The organism is Flavobacterium sp. GW821-FHT12A05 (assembly GCF_058807735.1).
In genome coordinates this window covers 454,915-480,304 of record NZ_JBXAQY010000006.1, presented here as the reverse complement: position 1 = coordinate 480,304, position 25,390 = coordinate 454,915, and the positions used below count along the sequence as shown (strand labels likewise).

The following is a 25,390-nucleotide window of genomic DNA, read 5'->3' as shown; positions in this document are numbered from 1 at the left end:
AATCCTGACTATTATTTCTCATCGTAACAAAATTTATTAAAGTTAAATTTTGTTACCGAATTATCTAACATCTACAGAAATGACAATAAACTCATTTAATCATTTTAAACATAATCTTGTCCGAGGAGCGAAGGAATCTTCGTTGCAAAATCGACAAAGATTGGCGAATCTCTGTATGGAAATACTTGTGCGATTCCTCGTTCCGCGGAATGACAAAATAAGCTCTTATTATCATTTTATATAATAAAGATTGAAACTTTTGATGTCTAGTTATTTGTGAAGATCCTCCTTCATCAGAATTAAAATTTAACCATAAAAATATCATAATTTTTTATTAACTCCCTTGGCTTTTCCTTTTAAAATGGATAGATTTGAGAAACAATCATTAAATATAAACCGTTATGAAGATTCAAATCAATACTGACAAAAACATCGAAGGACACCAAAGATTAGAAAAATATTTCTCTGAAGAATTAGAAAAAGGCTTAGCGCGTTTTGAAGATAAAATCACGCGAATCGAAGTACATTTTGGAGATGAAAATGGCGAGAAATTCAGCCTGAATGACAAAAAATGTGTTCTTGAAGTTCGCACTGCAAAACTACAGCCAATCACTGTAACGGAACATGCAGAAACTCTTGAAAAAGCTTTTAACGGTGCTTTGAGTAAAGCAAAAAAAACACTAACGACAACTTTCGAAAAATTAAAAGCGCATTAATTTAATTTATATATCGACATTTTAAAAATGGCATTATCTCAAATCAGGATAATGCCATTTTTCATTTCATACGGCTCTCATTTTCCTCCAAATGGTGAATTAGTTCATAATTAAGATAATTATAACGCTTTTCGGTATTGTAAGAATTAAATTTGCAGTCCCAAAAACAAAAACTTGCATGATGAGAATACAAGTAGATGAATTGGGATTATTACAATAAATTATTAAAAACAGATTCATGAAAAAGCAATTACTCGTATTATTAATCACAGTCTTTTTAGGTTTTGGCGCAAACGCTCAGGTAAAATCATCTGAAACAAATGTTTTGGTTTTGATTTATTCTCAAAACGGAGGCACATACAAAATGGCAAAAGCAATTGCTGAAGGAATTCAGGAATATCCAAATACAAAAGCAACTCTAAAAAGAGTGCCGCCTATAAATCCGAAAGAAAAATTAAATGCCGATGTCGAGAAATTACCAATTGCCACGATCGAAGAATTAACGAATTATGACGGAATCGCTTTTGGAAGTCCGGTTCATTTTGCCAATATCAGCGCCGATATGAATTCTTTTTTCAGCCAAAGTATTCCGCTTTGGACTTCAAGAGCTTTAGAAGGAAAGCCAGCAACTGTTTTTATGTCTGCAGGATCTGGAGCAGGAAAAGAAGCCGCGATTTTATCTTTCTGGAATATTCTCGCTTCACACGGAATGATCATAGTACCAACCGGAATTATGGGAACGGCGACTTTAGATAAAACAGTTCCGCAGGGAAATACGCCTTTTGGAGCAACTTCATTAACTGGATCAACAGGAACGAGACCTTCTCAAAGCGAATTAAACTTAGCTAAAGAACAAGGAAAAGCTTTGGCAAGAGCCGCATCTGGATTGAAAAACACTGAAAGTATAAAAAGTGTAAAAACAACTTCGGCAGAAGCTAAAATCGACATCAATAAAACATTAAAAGACAATAATATTGTGCTTCCAGAAGCGCCTAAACCAGTTGGAAATTATGTTCCGTACACGATTTCAGATCATAAAGTTTATATTAATCAAGTAGCTTTAAAAGATGGAAAAATTTTAAATCCGGGAAAAATTGGCGCCGCAGTAACTGACGATCAGGCCAAAGAAGCAACTTACCAAACTATGCTTAATGTAATTGCCGTTTTAAAAGAAGCCTGTGGAGGCGATTTGAACAAAGTAAAACAATGTGTGCAATTAACGGGATTTTTTAATACAACTCCAGAATACACGCAGCATGCAGCCATTATGAATTCGGCTTCGAACTTAACGGCATTGGTTTTTGGAGAAAAAGGAAAACATGCCAGAGCAACAATTGGCGCTGTTTCGTTACCAATAAATTCTGCCGTAGAAATTCAGGCCATTTTTGAAATCGAATAACCAAATTATATTTAAAACAAAAAACCGAATACAAATTGTATTCGGTTTTTTTGTGTTTTATGATTTTGGTAACGGCGCTCCAACGGCAACATCGCATCGATGTCCTGGTTGTCCGTGTGCAGGGTTTATTCCGTCTGCAACCGTTTTGTTGGTTTCTGTACTTAACAAAGCCGGAACCGCATTTGCAGCTGGCGGAGGCGTAACTGTAATATTTTGAGTTGCTGTTCCGCTTTGTGGTGTCGAAGCTGCTGCTGTTGTTTTAGCAGCTGGAGAATTTAAAGGCGCTCCAACCGGAATATCACATCTATGCCCCGGCTGACCGTGCGGCGGGTTCATTCCTTTTGCTGTTTTTACAGGCGTTGTCGTTGTCGTAACCACATTTTTCTGATTCGGGTTTACCTGTACCGTTTGTCCCGCTTGTGTTGTCGTTGTTTGTACTTGCTGCTGTGGCGGTGCCGAGTTTAAAGGCGCTCCAACAGCAATATCGCAGCGATGCCCGGGTTGTCCGTGAGCAGGATTTAATCCTTTCGTTTCACTTAAAACAGTATTTGGGTTTGAAGGCGAAGCTTGTGCTTGTTGCTGCACTACTGATGGGGTTTTGGTTGTGTCTTTTGCAAGTCCAAGTCTAACCAATTCAGATGTCGAGGTACTTTCTTGTGGTTCTAATTCCTTTTTACAGGAAATAAAAACCAATGAAGAAATAACCAGTGAGCTTATAAAGATTTTAGAATTCATAGTATTTTATTTTTGAAGCACTCAAATATACTTGTTTTTTGAGATTAAACCATATAAGAAATGTAAGTTTAACTTTGATCTGTTTTATGAATTAGCAAAGAATATTTGCCCACAGATTTTACGGATTTGGCAGATTTTTTAAGTTTTTAATTTGCTCTATCACTTAATCTCGCAAAGTCGCAGAGACGCCAAGTTTAATTTTCTTTGCGACTCTGCGACTTTGCGAGAAACAACAATAGCTTTAATTTATATCAGTTTAAATCCGTAAAATCCGCGTGACATTCTCGCAGCAGTTTAAAAAATTAATACCTTTAAAACTCAAAATACTATCTCTCATGAAAAAAACACTTTTACTATTATTATTCGTCGCTTCTTTTGCAAATGCTCAAACTGAGAAAGACAAAATCAATCAAACTCTTGATGCCTGGCACAAAGCAGCGGGCGAAGTAAAATTTGATGCTTATTTTAATACTCTTGCAGATGACGCGATTTACATTGGAACTGACGCAACCGAAAACTGGACTAAAAAGGAATTCTCAATCTGGGCAAAACCTTATTTCAACAAAGGAACAACCTGGAATTTTAAAGCGCTGGAGCGTCACATCTTTTTTGACAAATCAAGAAAAACAGCTTGGTTTGATGAACTACTGGATACGCAAATGAAAATCTGCCGTGGTTCTGGTGTTTTGGTAAAAATAGGCAAAGAATGGAAAATTCAGCATTACGTTTTATCGATGACAATTCCGAATGATGAAGTAGATGCCGTAACCAAAATTAAATCTCCTATCGAAGACGCTTTGATTGCGAAGCTTCAAAAAAAATAAACATTTTCAGGTTTTATTCTTATAAACATAACTTTTAGAGCCGTTTACAGAATGGAGTATCAAATTAATTATAACATATTTTGCAAAAACGGCATCTTTTGGAAACTCAAAAATAGGATTGTCTCAAAAAAACAGAACTAATTTTAAAAAATACATCAAAATAAAACCAATACCTCTAATTTAACAGGCTTCAAAACAAGAATCTTTATTTTTTTTTAACTTTGACCCCAAAAAAAATAGGGTTAAACAAAGTATTTTAAAAATGAAAATAGAAAAACGCTGGATTATTTCCTTTATTATGATCAGTGTCGTTTGTACTATAGGTGCATTTTGGCCAACGGTAACAGAAAATAGTTATGTTTTATCAGAATTTGGAACGACAGATCATATTGTTCCTGCAGATGTTGCCTGGATGCTTACTTCAAGTTGTCTGGTATTAATCATGACGCCTGGATTGTCTTTCTTCTACGGCGGAATGGTGGGCAAAAAGAATGTAATATCTACCATGCTGCAAAGCTTTATCTGTTTGGGTGTTGTAACTCTTTTATGGGTTGTTGTTGCTTTTAGTCTTGCTTTTGGAGAACCGGTTGGTTTTGGTTCGGGAGATCATTTTTACAGCTTTTTCGGAAACCCAACCACATTTGCTTTTATGGATTATGTTGGCGTTTTGCCGCATAAACAATTAGCCAATACAATTCCGTTTATGCTTTTTGCTTTGTTTCAAATGAAATTTGCCATAATCTGCCCGGCAATTATTACGGGTTCATTTGCAGAACGCGTTCGTTTTATCTCTTATTTAGTTTTCATCAGCTTATTTACCATTTTTATATATGCTCCTTTATGTCACGCGGTTTGGTATCCAACGGGTGTTTTAGGAAGTTATTTTGGAGTAAAAGATTTCGCCGGAGGAACCGTAGTTCACATGAGCTCTGGTTTTGCAGCATTGGCCGGTGTTTTGGTTTTAGGAAAAAGAAAAAACAGTCAGCATATACCAACCAATATTCCGTTTGTATTATTAGGAACCGGAATGCTTTGGTTTGGCTGGTTCGGATTCAACGCCGGATCTGCTCTTGCTGCAAACGGAACTGCCGCTATGGCTTTTGCAACGACTACAACATCATCGGCGGCAGCCATGTTAACCTGGGTTTTCTTCGATAGAATGAACGGAAGAAAGGTTTCGGCTCTTGGAGCTTGTATTGGAGCTGTTGTGGGTTTAGTTGCCATAACGCCCGCTGCAGGATTTGTTTCTGTCCCTGAAAGTATGTTTTTCGGATTCATTACGGCTTTGGTTTCAAACTCGGTTGTAAACTGCAGTTTCTCAAAAAGATTTGATGATACTCTGGATGTTTTTGCGTGTCACGGAGTTGGAGGAATTATGGGAATGATTTTAACGGCTATTTTTGCGCATGGCGAAAATGCAAGTTTATTACACGGAGGCTGGAACGTATTTGGACATCACATGATGGCGCTTGTTCTGGTTTCTATCTTTACTTTCTTTGGGGCTTATTTCTTGTTTAAAGTAACGAATTTCATTATCCCGCTTCGTGTTTCAGAAGAATCAGAACACATCGGATTGGATTTATCGCAGCATGATGAAACCCTTGATCCAAAATCAAAACCAATTACAGAACCGCATTACGGTTAAAAAGATTTTACTGCCACGAATTTTCACTAATTTTTATTGCGTTCATTTTACAGAATACCGCTAAACATTCGTGAAAATTCGTGTAATTCGTGGCAAATAAATTTAAACTTTAATTACTTCGTTTATATTCCTTAATTTTGCTGAAAATTTTTGTAAAAGTGGGAAGTAAAAATAAACTAAAAAGATTCAGAGAAAACGAAACATTTCAAAACGTTTTTCAACCAACAAGAGAAGAAGTTGTAGGCAATTTAATGCCTTTGAGAGGAAAATGGAATTCGGATTTCTTTAAAAATGATAATCCTCTGGTTTTAGAATTGGGATGCGGAAAAGGTGAATACTCAGTTGGATTAGCAGAAAAATATCCTAACAAAAATTTTATCGGAATCGACATTAAAGGTGCGCGTTTCTGGCGTGGTGCCAAAACAGCTGTTGAAACCGGTCTTCATAATGTTGCTTTCGTTCGAACTCAAATCGAATTAATCAATCATATTTTTGCCGAAAATGAAGTGGATGAAATCTGGATTACTTTTCCGGATCCGCAGATTAAATACAAAAGAACAAAACACAGAATGACCAATTCTGAGTTCTTGAAATTGTACAAAAAAATCCTTAAAAAAGACGGTGTCGTAAACCTTAAAACCGACAGCGAATTTATGCACGGTTATACGCTTGGATTACTTCATGGTGAAGGCCACGAAGTTTTATATGCCAACCATAATGTGTACAAAAACGAAGGAAGTCCGGAAGAAGTTACTGCATTTCAAACTTTTTATGAGAAACAATATTTAGAAATTAATAAGGCAATTACGTATATTCGTTTTAAAATTAAAGACTAATTTAATTTTGAAAACTATCTTTTAACTGTTTAACCAACTGAATGGTATATCTTGCTCCATTAATTTCAGGCTTTATTGCCGCCGCAATTGGGATTATTCCGCCAGGATTAATCAACATGACGGCTGCTAAAATAAACCTGAAAGAAGGAAAAAAGAATGCGCTTTGGTTTGTTATTGGTGCGGTTTTAGTGATTTTTTTTCAGGTTTATGTCGCGGTTTTATTTGCACGCGTCATCGATAACAGACCCGATGTTCTAACATTGCTGCGCGAAGTTGGTTTTGTTATATTCTCGATCTTAACGATATACTTTTTGTTTATCGCCAAAGAACCCAAAACCAAGAAAAAATCGAAGATTAAAAAGAGCAGTAAAAAAAGTCGTTTCTTTTTAGGAATGCTGCTTTCCGGTTTAAACTTTTTTCCTATTCCGTATTATGTGGTGGTGAGTGTCGCATTAGCTTCGTACAATCTTTTTGTATTCGAAAACACCATTATTTTTACTTTTGTTTTAGGCTCAGTCTTAGGCTCTTTTGCTGTCTTGTACAGTTATATTGCTTTTTTTGGAAGAATTGAAAAGAAAACCGATTACCTGATGCGAAACATGAACACCATTATAGGAAGCATTACAGGCTTAGTCGCTATCGCAACGCTTTTTAATATATTGAACTATTATTTTGGGTAAAATATAGACCGCAGATTTCACAGATTAAAATGATTTTATTTCCGTGGATCCCGATAGCTATCGGGAGTGGCAAAAAAACTAATCTATGGCTGAAGAAAATTTTTTCGAGAGAGTTTATGCAGTTGCCAGACAAATTCCGTTTGGGAAAGTAACTTCTTATGGCGCAATAGCAAAAGCTTTGGGTACTGCGCGTTCAGCACGAATGGTAGGCTGGGCAATGAATGCCTGCCATAATATGGATGATGTTCCGGCACACAGAGTGGTAAACCAGAAAGGGCTTTTGACAGGAAAACACCATTTTGACGGAACGAATTTAATGCAGCAGCTTTTAGAAAACGAAGGTATTGAAGTAGTTGATAATCAAATTGTAGATTTCGAAAAACACTTTTGGAAACCGGAAATTCAGGGTTAAAAACTAAATCAAACAAATCACAAAACTCGTTTTATCTTCATCGGTTTGGTAGCTTAAGTAACCGCCGTGTGCTTCGATGATATTTTTAGAAAGCGTTAAACCAATTCCAGCGCCGTCTTTTCTGGTGGTGAAAAAAGGAAGAAATACTTTATCCTGAATTTCCGGATCGATTCCTTTTCCGTTATCAGATATTGTGATAAAAAAGCGATTGTTTTCGGTATAACTTGATACGTACATTTTCTTTTCGCTTTTCTCTTTCAAAGCATAAACACTATTGGTAATCAAATTAATAATTACCTGCTCCATTTGGTTTTTATCTATTAAAATCGAACGCGAACTATGAACATCATTTATCAGTTCGATATTTTCAGCTTTCAAAATCGGACTCATGATTCGGATACAATCTTCGAATAAAGAATTAACCGGTGTCATTTGTTTCGTTGGCGTTGGCAGCATGGCCAGTTTTCGGTAGTTCTCAACAAAAACCTGTAAATGATCACTTCTGTTTATAATGGTCGAAATACTGCTTTTAATATCATCAAAATCATCTTCTTCTAACTCCTCCTGATCGACAATATGAAGTAAATTCTGCGAAAGCGCGCGAATCGGCGTTAAGGAATTCATTAGTTCATGCGAAATAATCTTCATCAAATTAATCCATGCTTCTTTTTCTTTTTTCTCAATAACACGCTGAATACTATCTAATAAAATAATAAAATACTCTTTGTTATAGCTTTGGGTTCTTGAAGTCTGAAGCATAAAAGTCTGCAGATCCTGTTCTTCTATTTTAATAGAAATGGCCGATTTTAATTCGCTGAATTCTGTTTTTTCGATCTCACTGCAAAGTGAAGACAGATAATTTTTAAGATATTTCCAATGACTTATTTTTGGAACTTTAAACATGTCCGAAAAACAATCGTTCATTAAAAAAACATTCCAATCGTCGTTTTCTTTTTCCAGAATTAATGCTGCTGTATCGATATTATTTAAAAGCGAACGGTAAATAAGTTCTTTAGAAGTTTGCTCTTGCTGCTGTTCTTTAAGAGTTTCGTATAAGAGATACAGGTTCTTAAAATTATCTTTTTTATTTTCTTCGGGAAAGTTGGTTGAGAAATCTTTTTTTAGAATAGAAAGCAGCGTTCTATCGTAAAACTGCAGTTCGGTTTTTACATAAAAATACATTTCGAACAGGAAAATCAAAACGAAAACCCCAATTAATAAAGCATTGTATTCAAATCCTTTATAGAACAATAATGCGCAACAAATAAAGAGTACCATTATAAATAGAACTCTTACGAACAACGCATTATAAAATTTCCAATTCTTCATTTAGTTTTAGTTTTGGCCACTCCCGATAGCTATCGGGATACACAGATTAAAATGATTTTAGCTTTTGTCTTTATTTTTTTGTTTCACGCAGATTTTGCAGATTTAAGCAGATAAAAAATCTTGGTTCCTGCTTCTTGCCTCTTTCTTTTTAATTCTTCAAATCGTATTTTTCAATTCTTCTATACAAAGCCGCTCTCGATAAACCTAATTCTTCAGCGGTTTTAGAGATATTTCCGTGGTGTTTAAAAAGTGCTTTTTCGATTGCTGTTTTTTCCATTTCAGATAACGGATTTTCATCGTTTTCCTGAATTTCTTCGAAGTCCAAAATATCTAAATCGGTTACAGAAATAGTATTATGATCGGCCAAAATCAAGGCACGTTCGATTTTGTTTTCCATTTCACGAACATTTCCTTTCCACGGATATCGTTCTAAATATGGCGCCACGTTTTCGTCAAAACGCCAATTTTCCTGATTGTATTTTTCAGCAATATTGTCTAAAATAAAATTCGCCATCGGAACAATGTCTTCTTTTCGTTCCCTGAGCGACGGCAGATTTATTTCCATTGTATTAATTCTATAGAGCAGATCTTCCCTAAAGGTTTTGCTTTTTACCTCGGCTTTAATATCATTATTAGTGGCCGAAATTATTCTCACATTTAAAGCTCTTGCCTTGCTTTCGCCTAAACGTGTAACGGTTTTGGTTTGCAGCACATGCAATAATTTCGATTGTAAATGAAGCGGAATATTGCCTATTTCATCCAGAAATATGGTTCCGTTTTGTGCCATTTCAAACCTTCCGGCCGTATCCGTTTTGGCATCGGTAAAAGCACCTTTGGCGTAACCAAATAGTTCACTTTCGAATAAATTATCACTTAAAGATCCTAAATCGACATGAACAAAAGGTTCGTTTTTTCGCTCTGAATTTTTATGGATAAATTCTGCAAAAACATATTTTCCTGTTCCATTTTCGCCCAAAATCAAAACGTTTGCATCGGTTCTGGCTACTTTTTCGGCAATAGCATAGGCTTGTTTTATTTTTGGAGAAGTTCCTGTAAAATAACGTTTTTCTATTTTTTCGGCAATTGGTTTTTTACTGTTTTTTCTGCTTTCGGCGACAGCCTTATCAATTGTTTCCAAAAGTTTTTCGTTATGCCAGGGCTTTAAAACATAATCAAAAGCACCAATTTTTATGCCTTCGACTGCTGTATCGATTTTTCCAAAAGCAGTCATTAAAATCACAATAGTTTGCGGCGAAAGTGTTTTTATTTCTTTCAGCCAATGAATCCCTTCTCGCCCATCTTCAAAACCAATTCGATAATTCATATCCAGCAAAACGACATTTATTTCATTTTCATTCAAAATTGAAATGATTTTTTTGGGACTATTTGTCGTAAAAATCGTTTCAAAATGTTTTTTGAGAATCATTTTGGCCGAAAAAAGAATTTCTTCCTGGTCGTCAACAATTAATATTTGGGCTAGTTTTTTTCTCATGCTGTATTTTTTTGTCCGATTTTGAACGGTCAACTGTTCATTATCGAACACTTGTTTTTTGAATGGTTTTTAGAGTCTCTTTAAAATCAATGCTTTACAAAAAATAAATTTTATGGCACAGTATTTACCTATTGGTAATCAGTAAATTATTTAAAAAATGGACAAGGTAATTCCTCGTAAAAATAGAAAATTTAGATATCTCACAATAGCAATTGGAGTTTTTTTAGTTTTGGCCGTAATTATGTTTTTTTCTTTTAATTCGAAAAGAAGTTTAAATGTAAAAGCCGATGAAATTTCGGTTCAAAAAGTCGAAAAAGCTCTTTTTGAAGATTTTGTTGTTTTTCAGGCAAAAGTAGAACCGCTTAACGTAATGCTTGTAAATGTTACAGAGGGAGGATCTGTAAAAGAGATTTTTGTAGAAAATGGCGCAATGGTTACAAAAGGCCAATCATTGGCTCGTTTGTACAATCCAAACACAGAGCTGAATTACTTAACGCAGGAAACCGCGATTATTGAACAAATCAATAATTTGAATACCGGAAAATTAAACATTAGAAATCAGGAATTAAACCTGACTAAAGATTTTGTTTTAATCGACCACGATTATAATGACGCTAAAAGATTATACGACGTTAACGCAAAATTGTTTGCGAAAGATGTGATTTCGAAAAACGACTGGAATACTTTTAAAGAAAGTTTACGTTTTCAGGAAGAACGCAGAAAAACGATTCAGCAAAGCATTCAAAAAGAAAAACAAACCAATCAAATTCAGATTGCTCAAATTAACCGTTCGATTCAAACCATGGAAAAAAGTCTGGATATTTTAAGAAATAATAAAAAGAACTTTTTAATCACCGCTCCAGAATCAGGCCGATTGACTTCTTTCGAACCTGTTTTAGGAAAAACATTCCAAGCCGGAGAAAGCATTGGGAAAATCGATTCAAAACAAGGGTATAAATTATCTGCCAACGTTGATGAGTTTTATTTGGAGAAAATACGAGAAGGCTTAAAAGGTCAGGTAGAATTTAAAGGAAAAACATTGGAAGTTGTCGTAACCAAAGTGATTCCGGAAGTAAAAAGCGGGCATTTTATTGTAGAACTGGCTTTTGTTTCTAAAGAAAATATCGCTTTACAAGACGGTTTAAGTTTTGGTGTTAAACTGATTTTATCTGAAAGAAATAAAATTCTGGTGGTTCAAAAAGGAAGTTTTAACCAGGAAACGGCAGGAAAATGGATCTTTGTTGTAAAAGGAAATAAAGCTGTGAGAAGAAACATAAAACTAGGCCGGGAAAATCCTTCGTATTACGAAGTACTGGAAGGTTTAAACGAAGGCGAATCTGTGATTACATCATCGTATACGGATTACAAAGACATTGAGGAGCTTTCTATTGAGTAGGCAGTGTTCAGGTTTTTAGTAATCAGTCGCAGTATTCAGTTTACAGTCTCAGTGTTCAGTCTCAGTGTTCAGTCTCAGTGTTCAGTCTCAGTGTTCAGTCTCAGTTTCAATTAACAATTAATCATTTACAATTCACAATTATAAAAAGTTTCAATCATCAATCAAAAAACGTAATTAATAACTAATCCTAAAAAATATGATAACAATACAAAATTTAACCAAAGTATTTAGAACTGAAGAAGTTGAAACTGCAGCTTTGAGCGGTATTAATTTAGAAATTAAAAAAGGGGATTTCTTAACGATCATGGGACCTTCGGGCTGTGGGAAATCGACTTTGTTAAATATCATAGGACTTCTGGACAGCGCCGATGGCGGAAGCTACAAATTGCTGGATCAGGAGATGATTGGTTTAAAGGAAAAAGGAAGAGCTCAGGTTCGTAAGGAAAATATTGGGTTCATTTTTCAGAATTTCAACTTGATCGACGAACTTTCGGTTTACGATAATATCGAACTTCCGTTGCTTTACAACAATGTAAAAGCATCTGAAAGAAAACAAAAAATTGAGGCTATTGCCGAGAAACTAAATATCTCTCACCGATTGAGACATTTTCCGCAGCAGCTTTCGGGAGGACAGCAGCAAAGAGTTGCCGTTGCAAGAGCTTTGGTAAACGATCCTAAAATTATTCTGGCCGATGAGCCTACAGGAAATCTGGACAGTAAAAATGGTAATGAAGTAATGGAACTTTTAACTGATTTACATGCTAAAGGTGCTACAATTTTGATGGTTACCCACTCTGATTATGATGCTTCTTTTTCGCAAAGAACTATTAATATGAAAGACGGAGTTATATTCTCTGAAAAACTAAATCAGAGAAATGTAGATGTTTTTATGGACGCTAAATAATTCGAAAATGATAAATTTTGTTATTACTGCAATCATGGCCCTGATAGGGTTTGTATGCACCATTTTTACACTTCTTTAAGGAGTTTTTAAAACCAAAAACAATAACATAACTATTAAATTATTCACCATGATTTTTAACTGGTTTAAAATATTTATTTATCATTTAAGGCAAAACAAATTGTTTTCGTTTTTAAATGTTTTAGGATTAAGCATTGGTATTGCCGGTGTGATTTTCGCCATCTTATACTGGAATAACGAGCACTCTTACGATCAATGGAATCCGGAGAAAGAAAATGTATATCAGGTTATGAACGGAATAGGCGCAACCGGCGATATATGGTCTACGAGTTCAATTCCTTTTGGACAGACTTGTAAAGCAACCATTCCTGAAATTGAGCAGATTTGCTTTATGAACGATTGGTATAATGAGGGCGTTATAAAGTACAAGGATAAAAAAATAATCGATAAAAAGATCACCAAAACAGATAACAACTTTTTTGATTTTTACCCCTTTCCTATAATCAAAGGAGCAAAAAAAGATATTCTGAAAGAGAAAAACAGCGTAGCTATTTCCGAAAATCAGGCTAAACTGCTTTTTAAAAACGAAGATCCTATTGGAAAAACGATTACTTATGACAATGAGGCCTATATCGTAAAAGCTGTTTATCGTATTATAAAACCTTCTTCTGTAGAACCTAATTATGTTTTTGGCGGTATCGTACGCGAACATGACCTTAATCAATGGGGAAATTTCAGTTATGGCCTGATGATTAAAATCAAAAAAGGGGTTGACGTTAATACCGTTTTAAAGAAAATGCATAATGTTAATTATGTAAACAGAACTTTAAAAGATGCCAAAGCAAGTGGCCAAAGTGTCGCGGACTACATAAAGGAAAATGGCGAAATCAAAGTGATACTGGATCAGCTTAAAACACGACATCTGCATGGTACAAAAACTTCTGGATCAGCTTCTCCGGAAGGCAGCGGAAATTTACAGCTTTTGTATATCATGGGCGGTTTATCAATTTTAATTTTAGTTTTATCATTAGTAAACTACATTAATCTGGCTACTGCTTCGGCCATAAAACGCGCTAAAGAAGTGGGGGTTCGTAAAGTAGTTGGTGCTTCAAAAAAACAAATTATTACACAGTTTATATTTGAAACAGCCATAATTGTTACGCTGGCCATTTTGTTTGCGCTGGCAATTGTTGAGCTTTCATTGCCCTATTACAATACTTTCTTAAGAAAGACTTTGACTATGAATGGCGGCGAATTTTACCTGCAGCTCCTTTTGATTTTTGGATTAGTAATCATTCTTGCTGGTATTTTTCCTGCTATTTATATCTCTAATTTCGAAACTTTAAAAGTTTTAAAAGGTAATTTTTCAAGAAGTAAAAGCGGTATCTGGATTCGAAATTCAATGCTTATTTTTCAATTTGGTATTGCTGCATTTTTCATCATTGGCGCTTTAATTGTAAATTCTCAGGTTGATTTCATGATGAATAAAGATCTTGGTTTTAAAGGCGATCAGGTAATTAGAATTCCATTTAACTATCAGGATTACAACACAAAAGGGCAGAAATACGAAACTACAAAACAAGAAATCCTTAAAATAACAGGAGTCGAGGAAGTTTCTACTTTTGCAGGTACTTTTGGCAACAGCACTAACTCTAGTTCTGGTTTTACTCACAATGGTGTTTTTGTACAGCCAAGAAACGTTGAAATGGATTTTGGATTTTTGGAAATGATGAAAATCAAAATCGTTCAAGGCCGAAATTTATCTCCAAAATTTGCTTCGGACACCATCGACAACTGGCTTGTTAATGAAACTTTAGTGAAAGACTTAGGTCTTAAAAACCCTATAAATACTGTAATAAACTCGGGTTGGGGAAATGAAAAAGGAAACTTAAAGTTTAAGATCGTTGGCGTTGTAAAGGATTTTAATATTAGCGGATTACAAAATAAAGTCCCTCCAATGGTTTTTATAAACACGAAAACTTTAAAATGGAATAACTTCCAGAATGTTTATGCAAAGGTTTCTCCAAATAATTTAAGTGAAACGCTGGCAAAATTAAAAACCTATTGGGAGGCTAATGTAAACCCTGATTATCCTTTTGACTATGAGTTTGTTAACAAAGGATTTGCTAAAACTTATGAAGAACAGGTCAAACAAAAAAACCTATTTTTTATTCTAAATTTAGTGGTAATCATCATTGCCGTATTCGGATTGTTTGCTTTGGCATCATTTTCGATGGAGAGAAGGCTGAAAGAAATTGCTATTAGAAAAACACTTGGTGCAGAAACGGATGTTTTACTGAAAGAATTATCAAAACAATACGTTATTTTCTGCTTAATGGGATTTGTACTCGGGATTGTTCCGGCTTATATCTTATTGCAGAAATGGCTGGAGAATTTTGCTTTCAGAATCAATGTTTCTCCTTTCCCTTTCAGCATTGCGCTTGTATCCCTTTTGATTCTTACTTTACTGATTGTTTTAGCAAAAGCATATCAGGTAACTAAAATAGATATTTTAAAATACTTAAAATACGAATAAACTTGTAGGCCATTTTTAAAAATCCCCGCCAGATTCATTTCTCGAGCGGGGATTTTTTATGTTTTTATTTTTGCACAACAGAATCAGAATACAACAGTTTATCTAAACTCTTATCGCGATCATAAACATCGGGATAAAAACCAATTTCGCCGTCATCGCTTACCCATGCAGTAAAGTATCCTATATAAATTGGAATTTTATTTTTGAGCATACAAGTGGTTTCTTTTTCACCGCTCATTGCATTGTTAATTTTATCAACCGGCCAGTCTGGATTGTCTTTTAATATTTCTAATGCCAGTTGCTTGGCTTCTTTTACATTAATACAACCGTGGCTGAAAATACGTTTTTCAAATTCAAATAAACTTTTAGCAGGAGTATCGTGCATGTAAATATCATTTGGATTTGGAAACACAAATTTGACTAATCCCAGAGAATTGTTCGGACCTGGTTTTTGTCTAACATGGCCTCCATTCCATTCCATATTATGATCTGCGAGATAGTTTTTATCCTCAGCCATTTTTAGTTTTAATTCATTTTGAATAATACTTGTTGGAACGTACCAATATGGACTAAAAACGATTCGGTCGATATTACCGCTAAAAATAACCGTTTCTGTCATTCGTGTTCCAACAAAAACATCCGAAACCAAATCGTATTTTCCGTTCTTTACATAAACCAATCTAAAAGACGGAATATTAACCATTACATATTCATTTGCTTTTTCAAGTTTGGCAGGAATCCATCGGCAGCGTTCCATATTCAGCATAATAGTCCGGATTCTGTTGCCAATTGGCTCATTCATCTGATCTATTTGTTCTTTTGTAAAAGTATAATTCAATTTAAGTCCGTATCGCTTTTTATATTTTAAAGCGGCATCCATCATTTCCTGATCATAATATTTGCTTTTAGAATCTTCTTTTAGATCACCCACTATAAACAAACGTTCTCTAATTTGCTGAATAACTTTTCCGCTGTCTAAAGGTTTTATTTCTTTGAAATTTGCTTCATCAATCTGGATTTTTTTCCAAAGGCCGTTTTTTTCAAAATTTCGATATCTTTTTAAAACATCCTGAAGTTTGTAATATTGGCTGAATAACAGATTTTCATCTTTATTTAATCGGTTTGGATCTCCCATTAACGAATCTAAAATTCTATCGTAGGAGATTGTTTTGGTGGGTAAAAACCAGCCAATCTTTTTCAATGTCTCCGCGTCAACTCCTGAATATACATTACTGGCATAAAACACATACATATTCGACAATAAAAGCTCCGTATCTGTCTGTGGTAATTTATTAGAAACGTTTTCATTAAAAACATCATCAACCAAATCCATATATGGCATTTCGGCTTTGACCCCTTGTTCACTTAAAAGATTAACTTTATGATACAGTAAAGCACCAAATTCGCTCACACTTTTATCATCGTACCAAATCATGTTGTAGTCTTTATTTTTATAAAGCTCCTCTACATCTTTTTGATACTTGCTTAGTTTAGGATATTTTTTAAAAAAACTATTTATTGATGCAGCATCAATTTTTCCTAAAACCAATTTATTTTTGAGTTTCAAAACGTTTTCAAACGCTGCAGTTTCATTCTTCAATTTTGTTTTATTGGCTGCCGAGTTAAAAGAAAACATTAAAAAACTACAAGCAATTGTTAAAGCCAGGGAAGTAAAATTTCGCATATTTTTAAGGTTTAAATTTTTAAACAAAAAATCATTTTAAAAAATAACGAAAACTCATAAAGAAACTCCAAAAACAAGTTTTCATACTTTTTGGTATTATTTGGAAATCTTCGATTTAGGGTACTCAAATTTACTTAAGATAATTGACATTTTTGCATTATTTGACGTAAATTTCATACGAATTTTTAAATTTGAGGAACATATTGAAATCTTTAAAAAATAGGGTTTTAAAAGAAGCGACTCTGATTTTAATGCTGCTGCAAAATCAATTTTCATCATTTTGACTAATCTCAATATCAATAAATACAATTCAAAAGGGTTTGAATCCGAACTTAATCTGTTATCTTTGCAGTCTGAAATCAGTTTAAATTAACATAGAAATTTTGAATCGATTTCTTTCCCATATATAATAGCGTAATAAAATGAAATTAGATAGAAAAGAAATTCTTAAAGCATTAGAAACAATCACTATTGCCGGAGAAGGAAAAAATATGGTTGAAAGCGGTGCGGTTGCTAACGTGCTTACTTTTGGCGATGAAGTTGTAGTCGATTTAGTATTACATACGCCAGCCATGCATATCAAAAAAAGAGCTGAAGACGATATTAAAAAAACGATTCACGAATTAATATCTCCAGATGCTAAAATTAAAGTAAATATTAAAGTAGAAACTCCTGAAAAAGCCGAAATTAAAGGTCGTGCTATTCCGGGAATTAAAAATATTATTGCCGTTGCTTCTGGAAAAGGAGGAGTTGGTAAATCGACTGTTACTGCAAATCTTGCCGTTACACTTGCAAAAATGGGTTTTAAAGTTGGAGTTTTAGATGCCGATATTTACGGGCCGTCTATGCCAATTATGTTTGATGTAGAAAACGAGAAGCCGGTTTCTGTTACCATTGACGGAAAATCAAAAATGAAACCAATTGAAAGCTACGAAATTAAAATGCTTTCTATCGGATTTTTTACAGCACCAAGCCAGGCTGTAATCTGGAGAGGGCCAATGGCAGCAAAAGCATTAAACCAAATGATTTTTGATGCTGATTGGGGAGAATTAGATTTCATGCTTTTAGATTTACCTCCAGGAACAGGAGATATTCACCTTTCTATCATGCAGTCGCTTCCAATTACAGGAGCTGTTGTAGTGAGTACACCACAAGCTGTTGCTCTTGCCGATGCTAAAAAAGGAGTTTCGATGTTTATGCAGGACAACATTAATGTTCCTGTTTTAGGTATTATCGAAAACATGGCTTACTTTACACCAGAAGAATTACCAAATAACAAATACTATATTTTTGGACAAGAAGGGGCAAAAAATCTGGCAGCAGACTTAAATGTTCCATTTTTAGGAGAAGTTCCAATTGTACAGTCTATTCGTGAGGCCGGCGATTACGGACGCCCAGCCGCTTTACAAACTGCATCGCCAATTGAAGCTGTTTTTGAAGAAATCACTAGAAATGTAGTTCAGGAAACAGTAAACAGAAACGAAAGTCTTCCTGCAACTGAGGCTATTAAAATTACAACAATGGCCGGTTGTTCTGCAGTGAAAAAAAATTAGATAATTGAGATAAAACTAATGAGATAATTTGAAAATTACATAATTAGAAAATTTACCAGGAGTAAAAATGTCTAATTATCTAATTGACAGATTTTCTAATTGATAAAATTATGACAACAGAAGAATTAACAAATAATGTTTTATTGGCTTTAGACGAAATCAGGCCATTTTTAAAATCCGATGGCGGAGACATTACGCTAATATCTATAGACGAAGACAAACACGTTAAGGTTCGTCTTGAAGGTGCTTGCATAAGCTGCAGTGTAAATCAAATGACACTTAAAGCCGGTGTAGAAACAACGATAAAAAAATATGCACCGCAAATAGAAACTGTGGTTAATATTATGTAACAAAAAGTGTTACATTGAAGCTGATTTCTTCTTAATCAAATTAACAAGAATAATAGGCCTTTAAGTGATTGTTTTGATAAAAATTTAATTAAAAAGCCATTTTAAAGCGGTTTTTTGAGGATTTATCAAAAAACAATACAAAGATTTAAGAGTTTTAGTTAAGTAATTGTTACATTTTTAACTTAAATTTGTCACATAACCCTAAATCTGAAATCTATGAAGAAGCTTTACACTCTATTTTTATTATTGTTTTTTGTGACTGTAAATTATGCTCAAAGTAAAACGGTTATCGCTGACAGAGCTTGGGTAAACGAATCTGAAGAATGGACTGATTTTGCATACGCAGGAAGAATTGTATTTTCAATCAATCCAAATGAGCAGCCAGGAAGTCTGAGAATTGGAAACTATGATTTCTTATATGACTTTGTTGAAGGAAAAGGCAAATTTTCTAATAAAGCAACCTACAGTTCAGCAGCGTTTACAAATCCAAGAAAAGTATCTGCAACTACAGATAAGCAAGGTGTTTTGAATACCACTTATGAAGGAACATTAATTTTTCAATCTGATAAAGATTATTATTCTGTAATTGCTATTGTAACACTTCTTGAAAAAGATGACAACGTTCTTGGTGTAAAAATGCGTCTTAAAGAAGGAAACAGAAGAGAGTACGCGTTTAGCACTAAACCAACAAGTTAATATTAATAAAGGATTTTTTCACGTTATAAAATCCTGAGCAATAAAATTCCAATAATTAAAAATGGATGTATTAATAAAGATTAAAGATCGAGAGGGAGTTATACACGAATTGCAGGCTCCAACTGATATGGCAATGAACATAATGGAGCTATGCAAAGCATACGAACTTCCTGTTGAAGGAACTTGCGGCGGAATGGCAATGTGTGCTTCCTGCCAATGTTATGTTCTTAATGATGTTGCATTACCTGAAATGGGAGATGAAGAAGAAGCCATGCTTTCGGAAGCATTTTACGTTAAATCTAACAGTCGTTTAGGTTGTCAGATACCAATTACTACAGAATTAGAAGGACTGGAACTAGAACTGGCTCCAGAATACTAAAAATAAAATTCCAATATATTAAAATTCCAAATTCCAATAACTGTCTAACGTTATTGAAATTTGGAATTTTTTAATTGTTCTAATCTGATAATCCTTTTCGGAGTTTTTCTTATTTTAATTTAGATTTCGCTTCCAGCTTTTTAATTTTAGCTGTCATCTTCTTAAAATCTTTATTTTGCTGCTCTATTTTTTTATTTTGTTCGATGGTATAAAGTGTCAATTCTTCTATTTTTTGCAATAGTTTCATTTGAAACTCTTTCATTTCTAAACCATTTTCGACCATTTCTTTTTCTGAAGCTATTTCAGGAAGATGTTGATTGGTTTTTATATATTCTTCCAGAGCATTCAAACTCATTAACTTGTAATCACTTTTAAAAACAAAATCACAACCACTAAGCAAATCTACTCTTATCTCTTTTGCTCTTATTGCTCCACATACATCTAGTTTATATTGAGGTAGTGTGAGCCCAATTCCAACATTTCCATCTCTATTTAAAGCCATAAGAACCTGTTCTGCGTCAGTACCTGGATTTCTTTTTAGCCATTGAAAAAGAGGTAAATCACCTCTTGAATCAATTCGAAAGCCTGCTCCTATATAAGTTAAACTTTTATTGGCTTCTCGAAAGTTCAAACTCATATTCAAAATAGGCGTATAGCCGCCCACTTCTGTCATTAAACCCATTGGAATAGAGGCATTGGATATTTGAATATTGCCATTTACATCTAATGTTGTAGAGGGATTAACTACACCTATACCAACATTTCCATTCCTGGTAATATTATTGTTGATATCAGAACTGCCAGTCCATTGCTGAGCGGTGGCACTAAAAATTGAACTCAATAAAACAAGACTGCTTATTAATTGTCTTTTCATAATTAATTATTATATAGGTTATTTATTTATACATTAATTATCATTTATAAAACCCATAAACAAGCATATCTCTCCTTCGCTCTGAAAATGAATATTAAGTTTTACTTTTAAAACAGTAGCTAATATATTACTTTTTTAATAGTACAGAGCGCATAAATTTTAAACAAAAATGTAATTTTAGTTGTCTTTTAGTTATTTTTTTAGAAAATCGGATGGATCAAAAGGCTCAAATTCTCTTTCAGAAAAGGCTTCTGTCAAAATTCCAGACGAACACAACCAGATAATGGTTTCTTCGAGCGTGTTTCCGGCTTTATAGATCATTTCGCTGTAGCGCGGTAAAACGTAATATTGACTGTTTAGGAGAATGATTTCATCGCCGTCAAAAGTATCTCCAATTCTAATAGAATGCAGTACTTCTTCTTTCGTTAAAACTTCTTTTCCTTCATCCCAAAACCAATATTCTGTGATGCGTTTTTTCCATTCTTCCAGAGTTATTATGATGGTTTCCGGAAGAAATATCCTTACATAAGTGCCACCCAGAATACCGCTTCCGTATTGCAGAACATATTCTTTATAATCTTCATCAAAAAGAACATTTAATGTTTTTTCGCAGGCCAGAATATCTGCTTCATCGGCTGTAAACAGATCTGTTTTATGGGTTTGATAATTTGGAATTATCTTGTAGTTATCGAAATTCATAAAATCTAATTTTGACGCTAAGTTACCAATTAATAAAAATATTTTCTCACAAAAAAACCGTAATCACATTGCTGCAATTACGGTCTTTTCTTTATAACAATTTTCTTTAATCTCTCAGAATTATACCAAACCTGCCTGAATTAAATATTCAGCAATCTGAATGGTGTTTGTTGCAGCACCTTTTCTTAAGTTATCAGCCACAATCCACATGTTTAATGTGTTTGGCTGGCTTTCGTCACGACGGATTCTTCCAACAAAAACATCATTTTTACCTTCTGCATATAATGGCATTGGGTATGTAAATGTATCTAAATTATCCTGTACCACTACTCCATCAGTATTGTGTAGAATTTCGCGAACTTCGCTTACATCAAAATCGTTTGTAAACTCTACGTTTACTGCTTCACTGTGTCCGCCTACAACCGGTACACGAACTGCAGTAGCTGTAACTCTAATGGTATTGTCACCAAGAATTTTTTGAGTTTCGCGAACTAATTTCATTTCTTCTTTAGTGTATCCGTTTTCTTCAAAACTATCGCAGTGAGGAATTGCATTTCTGTGAATTGGATATTTGTAAGCCATATCACCTTGAATTCCTGCGTATTCGTTTTCTAATTGTTTCACCGCTTTTACACCCGTTCCTGTAATAGATTGGTAGGTAGAAACAATGATTCTTTTAATATTGTATTTTCTATGCAAAGGAGCCAAAGCCAATACCATTTGAATAGTAGAGCAATTTGGGTTTGCAATAATTTTATCTTCTTTTGTTAATACAGAAGCATTGATTTCCGGAACCACTAATTTTTTAGTCGGGTCCATTCTCCATGCCGATGAATTATCGATAACTGTTGTTCCGGCAGCAGCAAATTTTGGAGCCCATTCTAATGAAGTATCTCCTCCTGCAGAGAAAACTGCGATATCTGCTTTCATGTCTACCGCGGTTTGCAAACCAACAACTTTATATTTTGTTCCTTTATATTCAATTTCTTTTCCTACTGATCTTTCAGATGCAACAGGAATTAATTCTGTAACAGGAAAGTTTCTTTCCGCTAATACTTTAAGCATTACTTCGCCCACCATTCCGGTAGCACCTACAACGGCTATTCTCATTTTTATATTTTTATAATAATCAATTAATCTAATTTGCATTGCAAAAGTAACTATAATAAAAAACAAAACCATGTGCTTCACAAAAAATAACAAAATGTTACAAATTAAACATTTCATTAAAAAAACCGCTCCAATCAAGAAGCGGTTAAGTTAGACTTAGTGCAGCGGTATATTTTTATTTATTTTTTAATAAATCTCTAATTTGTGTAAGCAATTCTTCTTGTGTTGGTCCAGCTGGCGGTGGCGGCGCAACATCTTTCTTTTTCGCATGGTTTATCGCTTTAATTATAAGGAACAATACAAAAGCAACAATTAAAAAGTTAATTACGGCCGAAATAAACAATCCGTACTTAACACCTCCAAAGGCAGTCAGCTCTTCGATAGTTGATAAATGTGCAGCGTCTAAAGCTGGTTTTAACAACAATGGCGTAATAACATCTTCGATAAATGAGCTTACAATTTTACCAAAAGCAGCTCCAATGATTACACCGACAGCCAGATCAACCACGTTGCCTTTCATTGCAAATTCCTTAAATTCTGAAAAAAATCCCATAATTGATTTGTTTATATTTATAATAATTGAATATCGAAAATACGGAATTTTCCTGAAAGTTTCTTAAAACTATCTAAAAAACACTCTTTTTACTCGCTGCGAAATGCTGGTCATAATTTCATACGGAATGGTTTTTAATGCTTCGGCCATTTCGATAACGGTTGGGCTTTCGCCGAAGATAATCACAGAATCGCCTTCTTTACAATCGATATGACTTACATCAACCATTAACATATCCATACAAACGCTTCCTACGATATAAGCTTTCTGATTTTTAATGGTTACAAAACCAACCTGATTGCCCCATAATCTCGAGATTCCGTCTGCGTAACCAATTGGAATTGTCGCAATTTTTGTTTCTTTCTCAGCCATAAAACGGCGTCCGTAACCTACACTGTCTCCAGCCGGAATGGTACGAACCTGAGAAATAATCGATTTTAAAGTTCCTACATTTTCCAGGTATTTTTGTTCCAGCGGATCGTTAGAAACCCCATACAAACCAATTCCTAAACGAACCATATTAAATTGTGCATTTGGGAAATTGCTGATTCCTGACGTATTTAAAATATGACGAATTGGGTTTATGTTTAATTCAGACATTAATCTTGAAGATAATTTGTCGAATAAACGGATTTGTTTTTCTACAAATTCAAAATGTTTTGGTTCGTCGCTTGTTGCCAAATGCGATAAAATACTTTGAACACGAACGGTCGAATTTCCTTTTAAAGTCGAAATTAATTCATCGATCGTATTGTCTTCAAAGCCCAAACGATGCATTCCGGTATCCATTTTTATATGAATCGGAAAATCTTTTAAGCTCTTTTCTTTTGCAATTTTAAGGAAAGCATTTAATCCTTTTATGCTGTAAATTTCGGGTTCTAATTTATATTGAATTATCGAAGGAAAACTTGTCGATTCAGGATTTAAAACCATAATTGGCAATTTGATTCCGCCGCTTTTCAGCGAAATTCCTTCATCGGCGAAAGCCACACCTAAATAATTTACTTTATTATGTTCGAGCAATTTTGCAATTTCAAGTCCTCCGTTTCCATAACCAAAAGCTTTAACCATGACCATGATTTTTACATTTTCGGCCAGCTTTGATTTATAATAATTTAAATTATGACTGATCGCATCTAAATTGATTTCCAAAACTGTTTCATGCGTTTTCTCTTCGAGCATGGATACAATTTCTTCAAACTGAAATGATCTTGCTCCTTTTATCAAAATCGTTTCGTTATTGAAATTCAAGCTTTCGATTGCTTCTATAAAGTCGCCTGTATTTTGAAACATTGTGCTGTTTGGAAACTTAGCAGCAAAAGATGAAATTGTGGCTCCAATACCAATTACACGGTTTATTTTATTATCTGAAATTAACTGCGCTACTTTAGAATATAATTCTTCGTTTGAAAAACCGCTTTGAAAAATATCAGAAAGAATAACGGCTTTTGAAGCGTTCTTTTTCTGACTTTCTAAAAAGTCCAATGCAATTTTAAGTGATTGAAAATCGGAGCTGTAACTATCGTCGATTAAACTGCAGTTATGGATTCCGTTTTTAACCTCAAGACGCATTTCAACCGGATAAAGCATCTGCATTCGGTTTTGAATAACAGCAAAATCATATTCAAAATGCAGTAAAACCAACAAACAGGAAATGGCATTTTCTATTGAAGCCGAATCGCTGAACGGAATTTCTAAATCGAAAACTTCGCCTTTATATTGGTATTTTATTGTTGTTGAATCGTTTTTAGTTTCTTTTTTCAGAATAAAAACATCGGCACTTTGATCTGTAAAACTCCATGAAAAAAGTTTTCGCGGATGCATCATATATTCGGCTGCAAACTGAGTTAAGCAAGAATCGACAACTTCATTTTTTTGATAAATAATGATTGGACAATCTTTAAACAAAAGTAATTTTTCATCAATCTTTTGCACTAAATTCAAAAAGCCTTCATCATGTGCGCTTCCTATATTAGTAAGTACTCCTATCTTAGGTTTTATGATTTTCTCCAGATTAACCATTTCGTTAACCGTTGAAATTCCAGCTTCGAAAATTCCTAAATTGTGCTTCTCGTTTATGGCAATAACAGAAAGCGGAACGCCAACTTGTGAGTTGTAACTTTTTGGACTTCGAATAATATTATAATCCGGGCTTAAAAGGAAATTAAGCCATTCTTTTACTATGGTTTTTCCGTTACTTCCGGTAATACCAATTATAGGAAAATCGAATAAATCACGATAATATCCCGCCAATTCCTGAAGCGCTTTGAGGGTGTTTTTTACAACGAAAAAATTAGCTTTCCCTTTTACATTTTCGGGAATATACTGCACTACAAAGTTCTGAACGCCTTTTTCTATAAGTTCAGCAATATACAAATGAGCATCATTATTAACCCCGGAAAGGGCAACAAACAATGTTTTAGACCCGTTTTGTAAAGAACGGCTGTCGATCGAAATATGATCTACAAAAATATCAGTATCTGAACCGATCCATTCGGCTTTAAAAACCGGGATCAGGCTTTTTAAATTTATGCTCATTTAGAAAATTCTTTTTGTCAAATTTAAAAAAA

Annotated in this window: 23 protein-coding genes; 14 read left to right on the top strand and 9 right to left on the bottom strand. The window is 34.2% G+C overall.

From position 1 onward, the window contains the following. Positions 1–401: 401 nt before the first annotated feature. Positions 402–716 carry an HPF/RaiA family ribosome-associated protein gene (locus AC1RRQ_RS16465; protein ID WP_053469929.1) on the top strand — a complete coding sequence of 105 codons (315 nt, stop codon included), beginning with the start codon at positions 402–404 and terminating at the stop codon, positions 714–716. A 238-nt stretch (positions 717–954) separates the two neighbouring features. Next, the gene (wrbA, locus tag AC1RRQ_RS16460) at positions 955–2,115 is read left to right on the top strand and encodes an NAD(P)H:quinone oxidoreductase (RefSeq protein WP_493024120.1); all 1,161 of its coding nucleotides are present in this window, start codon (positions 955–957) and stop codon (positions 2,113–2,115) included. 57 nt (positions 2,116–2,172) lie between these two features. Here the strand turns inward: wrbA and AC1RRQ_RS16455 are convergent, their stop codons facing one another. Beyond that, positions 2,173–2,850 carry a hypothetical protein gene (locus AC1RRQ_RS16455; protein ID WP_493024119.1) on the bottom strand — a complete coding sequence of 226 codons (678 nt, stop codon included), beginning with the start codon at positions 2,848–2,850 and terminating at the stop codon, positions 2,173–2,175. Positions 2,851–3,185: 335 nt separating this feature from the next. Between AC1RRQ_RS16455 and AC1RRQ_RS16450 the strand changes: the two genes are divergently transcribed. The 5 genes from AC1RRQ_RS16450 (at position 3,186) to AC1RRQ_RS16430 (ending at position 7,247) form a co-directional block, all read left to right on the top strand. Then, positions 3,186–3,674 (top strand): nuclear transport factor 2 family protein, encoded by a 489-nt coding sequence (locus tag AC1RRQ_RS16450; RefSeq protein ID WP_493024118.1) that lies wholly within the window; start codon positions 3,186–3,188, stop codon positions 3,672–3,674. A gap of 262 nt (positions 3,675–3,936) precedes the next feature. Beyond that, positions 3,937–5,319 (top strand): ammonium transporter, encoded by a 1,383-nt coding sequence (locus tag AC1RRQ_RS16445; RefSeq protein ID WP_493024117.1) that lies wholly within the window; start codon positions 3,937–3,939, stop codon positions 5,317–5,319. Between the two features lie 158 nt (positions 5,320–5,477). Continuing rightward, positions 5,478–6,155, top strand: a complete 678-nt coding sequence (trmB, locus tag AC1RRQ_RS16440; protein ID WP_493024125.1) for a tRNA (guanosine(46)-N7)-methyltransferase TrmB — start codon at positions 5,478–5,480, stop codon at positions 6,153–6,155. Between the two features lie 41 nt (positions 6,156–6,196). Next, the gene (locus AC1RRQ_RS16435; protein ID WP_493024116.1) at positions 6,197–6,835 is read left to right on the top strand and encodes a LysE family transporter; all 639 of its coding nucleotides are present in this window, start codon (positions 6,197–6,199) and stop codon (positions 6,833–6,835) included. 85 nt (positions 6,836–6,920) lie between these two features. After that, complete coding sequence (locus AC1RRQ_RS16430; protein ID WP_493024115.1) at positions 6,921–7,247, top strand: MGMT family protein; 327 nt, start codon at positions 6,921–6,923, stop codon at positions 7,245–7,247. A 3-nt stretch (positions 7,248–7,250) separates the two neighbouring features. Here the strand turns inward: AC1RRQ_RS16430 and AC1RRQ_RS16425 are convergent, their stop codons facing one another. Both AC1RRQ_RS16425 and AC1RRQ_RS16420 read right to left on the bottom strand, forming a co-directional pair. After that, positions 7,251–8,576, bottom strand: a complete 1,326-nt coding sequence (locus tag AC1RRQ_RS16425) for a sensor histidine kinase (protein WP_493024114.1) — start codon at positions 8,574–8,576, stop codon at positions 7,251–7,253. 148 nt (positions 8,577–8,724) lie between these two features. Next, a complete protein-coding gene (locus tag AC1RRQ_RS16420) occupies positions 8,725–10,068 on the bottom strand; it encodes a sigma-54-dependent transcriptional regulator (RefSeq protein WP_493024113.1) in 1,344 nt (447 codons plus the stop codon). Positions 10,069–10,225: 157 nt separating this feature from the next. Here AC1RRQ_RS16420 and AC1RRQ_RS16415 point away from each other — a divergent pair, with 157 nt between their 5' ends. The 3 genes from AC1RRQ_RS16415 to AC1RRQ_RS16405 all read left to right on the top strand — a co-directional run bounded on the left by AC1RRQ_RS16415 (position 10,226) and on the right by AC1RRQ_RS16405 (position 14,922). Then, positions 10,226–11,464: an efflux RND transporter periplasmic adaptor subunit gene (locus tag AC1RRQ_RS16415; RefSeq protein WP_493024112.1), complete on the top strand. Its 1,239-nt coding sequence runs from the start codon at positions 10,226–10,228 to the stop codon at positions 11,462–11,464. Between the two features lie 196 nt (positions 11,465–11,660). Beyond that, positions 11,661–12,368, top strand: coding sequence for an ABC transporter ATP-binding protein (locus AC1RRQ_RS16410; RefSeq protein ID WP_493024111.1), 708 nt, complete (start codon positions 11,661–11,663; stop codon positions 12,366–12,368). 127 nt (positions 12,369–12,495) lie between these two features. Then, entirely contained in the window at positions 12,496–14,922 is a 2,427-nt protein-coding gene (locus AC1RRQ_RS16405; protein ID WP_493024110.1) for an ABC transporter permease, read from the top strand. A 64-nt stretch (positions 14,923–14,986) separates the two neighbouring features. On the opposite strand, the gene AC1RRQ_RS16400 is transcribed toward AC1RRQ_RS16405, so the two are convergent. After that, positions 14,987–16,606, bottom strand: a complete 1,620-nt coding sequence (locus tag AC1RRQ_RS16400) for a L,D-transpeptidase family protein (protein WP_493024109.1) — start codon at positions 16,604–16,606, stop codon at positions 14,987–14,989. Positions 16,607–17,028: 422 nt separating this feature from the next. Here AC1RRQ_RS16400 and AC1RRQ_RS16395 point away from each other — a divergent pair, with 422 nt between their 5' ends. The 4 genes from AC1RRQ_RS16395 (at position 17,029) to AC1RRQ_RS16380 (ending at position 19,584) form a co-directional block, all read left to right on the top strand. Beyond that, positions 17,029–18,159, top strand: coding sequence for an Mrp/NBP35 family ATP-binding protein (locus AC1RRQ_RS16395; RefSeq protein ID WP_493024108.1), 1,131 nt, complete (start codon positions 17,029–17,031; stop codon positions 18,157–18,159). 110 nt (positions 18,160–18,269) lie between these two features. Next, on the top strand, positions 18,270–18,509 hold the full coding sequence (locus tag AC1RRQ_RS16390; RefSeq protein WP_026727037.1) for a NifU family protein: 240 nt from the start codon (positions 18,270–18,272) through the stop codon (positions 18,507–18,509). 216 nt (positions 18,510–18,725) lie between these two features. Beyond that, positions 18,726–19,205 (top strand): hypothetical protein, encoded by a 480-nt coding sequence (locus tag AC1RRQ_RS16385; RefSeq protein WP_493024107.1) that lies wholly within the window; start codon positions 18,726–18,728, stop codon positions 19,203–19,205. Positions 19,206–19,266: 61 nt separating this feature from the next. Beyond that, positions 19,267–19,584, top strand: a complete 318-nt coding sequence (locus AC1RRQ_RS16380; RefSeq protein ID WP_026982672.1) for a 2Fe-2S iron-sulfur cluster-binding family protein — start codon at positions 19,267–19,269, stop codon at positions 19,582–19,584. 109 nt (positions 19,585–19,693) lie between these two features. On the opposite strand, the gene AC1RRQ_RS16375 is transcribed toward AC1RRQ_RS16380, so the two are convergent. The 5 genes from AC1RRQ_RS16375 to AC1RRQ_RS16355 form a co-directional block, all read right to left on the bottom strand. Continuing rightward, positions 19,694–20,458, bottom strand: coding sequence for a hypothetical protein (locus AC1RRQ_RS16375; RefSeq protein WP_493024106.1), 765 nt, complete (start codon positions 20,456–20,458; stop codon positions 19,694–19,696). 192 nt (positions 20,459–20,650) lie between these two features. Further along, positions 20,651–21,157, bottom strand: a complete 507-nt coding sequence (locus AC1RRQ_RS16370; RefSeq protein WP_493024105.1) for an SMI1/KNR4 family protein — start codon at positions 21,155–21,157, stop codon at positions 20,651–20,653. A 120-nt stretch (positions 21,158–21,277) separates the two neighbouring features. Beyond that, positions 21,278–22,267, bottom strand: a complete 990-nt coding sequence (locus tag AC1RRQ_RS16365) for an aspartate-semialdehyde dehydrogenase (protein WP_433814820.1) — start codon at positions 22,265–22,267, stop codon at positions 21,278–21,280. A 175-nt stretch (positions 22,268–22,442) separates the two neighbouring features. Next, positions 22,443–22,820: a large conductance mechanosensitive channel protein MscL gene (gene mscL / locus AC1RRQ_RS16360; RefSeq protein ID WP_493024104.1), complete on the bottom strand. Its 378-nt coding sequence runs from the start codon at positions 22,818–22,820 to the stop codon at positions 22,443–22,445. A gap of 69 nt (positions 22,821–22,889) precedes the next feature. After that, a complete protein-coding gene (locus tag AC1RRQ_RS16355; protein ID WP_493024103.1) occupies positions 22,890–25,358 on the bottom strand; it encodes a bifunctional UDP-N-acetylmuramoyl-tripeptide:D-alanyl-D-alanine ligase/alanine racemase in 2,469 nt (822 codons plus the stop codon). Positions 25,359–25,390: the final 32 nt, after the last annotated feature.

What these genes read in the sequence shown, in the direction of transcription:
- AC1RRQ_RS16380 (WP_026982672.1), top strand. Translation starts at nt 19,267, where the DNA reads ATGGATGTATTAATAAAGATTAAAGATCGAGAGGGAGTTATACACGAA.
- AC1RRQ_RS16455 (WP_493024119.1), bottom strand. Translation starts at nt 2,850, where the DNA reads ATGAATTCTAAAATCTTTATAAGCTCACTGGTTATTTCTTCATTGGTT.
- AC1RRQ_RS16365 (WP_433814820.1), bottom strand. Translation starts at nt 22,267, where the DNA reads ATGAGAATAGCCGTTGTAGGTGCTACCGGAATGGTGGGCGAAGTAATG.
- AC1RRQ_RS16370 (WP_493024105.1), bottom strand. Translation starts at nt 21,157, where the DNA reads ATGAATTTCGATAACTACAAGATAATTCCAAATTATCAAACCCATAAA.
- AC1RRQ_RS16395 (WP_493024108.1), top strand. Translation starts at nt 17,029, where the DNA reads ATGAAATTAGATAGAAAAGAAATTCTTAAAGCATTAGAAACAATCACT.
- AC1RRQ_RS16425 (WP_493024114.1), bottom strand. Translation starts at nt 8,576, where the DNA reads ATGAAGAATTGGAAATTTTATAATGCGTTGTTCGTAAGAGTTCTATTT.
- AC1RRQ_RS16375 (WP_493024106.1), bottom strand. Translation starts at nt 20,458, where the DNA reads ATGAAAAGACAATTAATAAGCAGTCTTGTTTTATTGAGTTCAATTTTT.
- AC1RRQ_RS16410 (WP_493024111.1), top strand. Translation starts at nt 11,661, where the DNA reads ATGATAACAATACAAAATTTAACCAAAGTATTTAGAACTGAAGAAGTT.
- AC1RRQ_RS16445 (WP_493024117.1), top strand. Translation starts at nt 3,937, where the DNA reads ATGAAAATAGAAAAACGCTGGATTATTTCCTTTATTATGATCAGTGTC.
- AC1RRQ_RS16400 (WP_493024109.1), bottom strand. Translation starts at nt 16,606, where the DNA reads ATGCGAAATTTTACTTCCCTGGCTTTAACAATTGCTTGTAGTTTTTTA.
- AC1RRQ_RS16405 (WP_493024110.1), top strand. Translation starts at nt 12,496, where the DNA reads ATGATTTTTAACTGGTTTAAAATATTTATTTATCATTTAAGGCAAAAC.
- wrbA (WP_493024120.1), top strand. Translation starts at nt 955, where the DNA reads ATGAAAAAGCAATTACTCGTATTATTAATCACAGTCTTTTTAGGTTTT.
- AC1RRQ_RS16435 (WP_493024116.1), top strand. Translation starts at nt 6,197, where the DNA reads ATGGTATATCTTGCTCCATTAATTTCAGGCTTTATTGCCGCCGCAATT.
- AC1RRQ_RS16430 (WP_493024115.1), top strand. Translation starts at nt 6,921, where the DNA reads ATGGCTGAAGAAAATTTTTTCGAGAGAGTTTATGCAGTTGCCAGACAA.
- AC1RRQ_RS16420 (WP_493024113.1), bottom strand. Translation starts at nt 10,068, where the DNA reads ATGAGAAAAAAACTAGCCCAAATATTAATTGTTGACGACCAGGAAGAA.
- AC1RRQ_RS16450 (WP_493024118.1), top strand. Translation starts at nt 3,186, where the DNA reads ATGAAAAAAACACTTTTACTATTATTATTCGTCGCTTCTTTTGCAAAT.
- AC1RRQ_RS16355 (WP_493024103.1), bottom strand. Translation starts at nt 25,358, where the DNA reads ATGAGCATAAATTTAAAAAGCCTGATCCCGGTTTTTAAAGCCGAATGG.
- AC1RRQ_RS16390 (WP_026727037.1), top strand. Translation starts at nt 18,270, where the DNA reads ATGACAACAGAAGAATTAACAAATAATGTTTTATTGGCTTTAGACGAA.
- mscL (WP_493024104.1), bottom strand. Translation starts at nt 22,820, where the DNA reads ATGGGATTTTTTTCAGAATTTAAGGAATTTGCAATGAAAGGCAACGTG.
- AC1RRQ_RS16385 (WP_493024107.1), top strand. Translation starts at nt 18,726, where the DNA reads ATGAAGAAGCTTTACACTCTATTTTTATTATTGTTTTTTGTGACTGTA.
- AC1RRQ_RS16415 (WP_493024112.1), top strand. Translation starts at nt 10,226, where the DNA reads ATGGACAAGGTAATTCCTCGTAAAAATAGAAAATTTAGATATCTCACA.
- AC1RRQ_RS16465 (WP_053469929.1), top strand. Translation starts at nt 402, where the DNA reads ATGAAGATTCAAATCAATACTGACAAAAACATCGAAGGACACCAAAGA.